Source organism: Vibrio sp. 1562, from assembly GCF_033340155.1.
Classification (GTDB): Bacteria; Pseudomonadota; Gammaproteobacteria; order Enterobacterales; family Vibrionaceae; genus Vibrio; species Vibrio alginolyticus.
In genome coordinates, this window is record NZ_JAWOVY010000232.1 from 1 (window position 1) to 794 (window position 794).

General features: G+C 45.1%; 1 protein-coding gene. It reads right to left on the reverse strand.

Features of this window, described 5'->3' with window-relative positions:
• Positions 1–21: 21 nt before the first annotated feature.
• Positions 22–794 (reverse strand): type II secretion system F family protein (locus tag R7Z49_RS24345; RefSeq protein ID WP_318112272.1); only part of this gene is annotated, 773 nt, incomplete at its 5' end.

The following is a 794-nucleotide window of genomic DNA, read 5'->3' on the forward strand; positions in this document are numbered from 1 at the left end:
GCTTTGATTCTCAACCACGCATTAGCCGCCTTTGATGATGTCCAGCATCCCCCACATTGGTAAGAAAATACCCAATGCAAGCACCATCACCATCCCAGCGACAATGACCAAAAGTAATGGTTCTATTCTTGCCGTCAGTGTTTTAAGGTCATAATCCACTTCTCGATCATAAAAATCTGAGACTTCGAGCAAAAGTTCATCAATACGACCCGTTTCTTCACCAACTGCAATCATTTGAATAACTAATGGCGTAAAAATATTGCTGTTGATGGCAGTAACAGAAATGGTGCTACCCGCTTCGATGGCTGCTTTCATCTCTAAAATTCGATTTTCTAAAAAGCGGTTACCCAATGCTTCACCAGCAAGCGCCAAAGATTGGTTGAGCGGCACACCTGATTTCAACATCAACGAGAATGTTCGAGCAAAACGCGACAATTGAGCGCGATTTACGATATCGCCAACGATTGGTAAGCGGAGGCGAAATTTATCAAACTTCTCCCGCCCATCTGCTGTCGCAACCCAAGCTTTGAACACAAAGAATGCACCGACCATAGCGGCAATGAGCAATCCCCAGTAGTGAACAAAGAAGTTGGACGTCGCAATCAAGATCCGAGTTGGAAGCGGCAACTCAACCCCAAAACGAGTAAACATCGATGCAAACTCGGGGATAACCAGAATGTTCAGAATGAACATGGCGATGGTAATAAATACGATAACGAACGTCGGATAGCGCATCGCGGCTTTAATGCGTTTGCGTGTTTCTAGCTCTTGCTCAGAGTAGTTTGCTAGCTGCA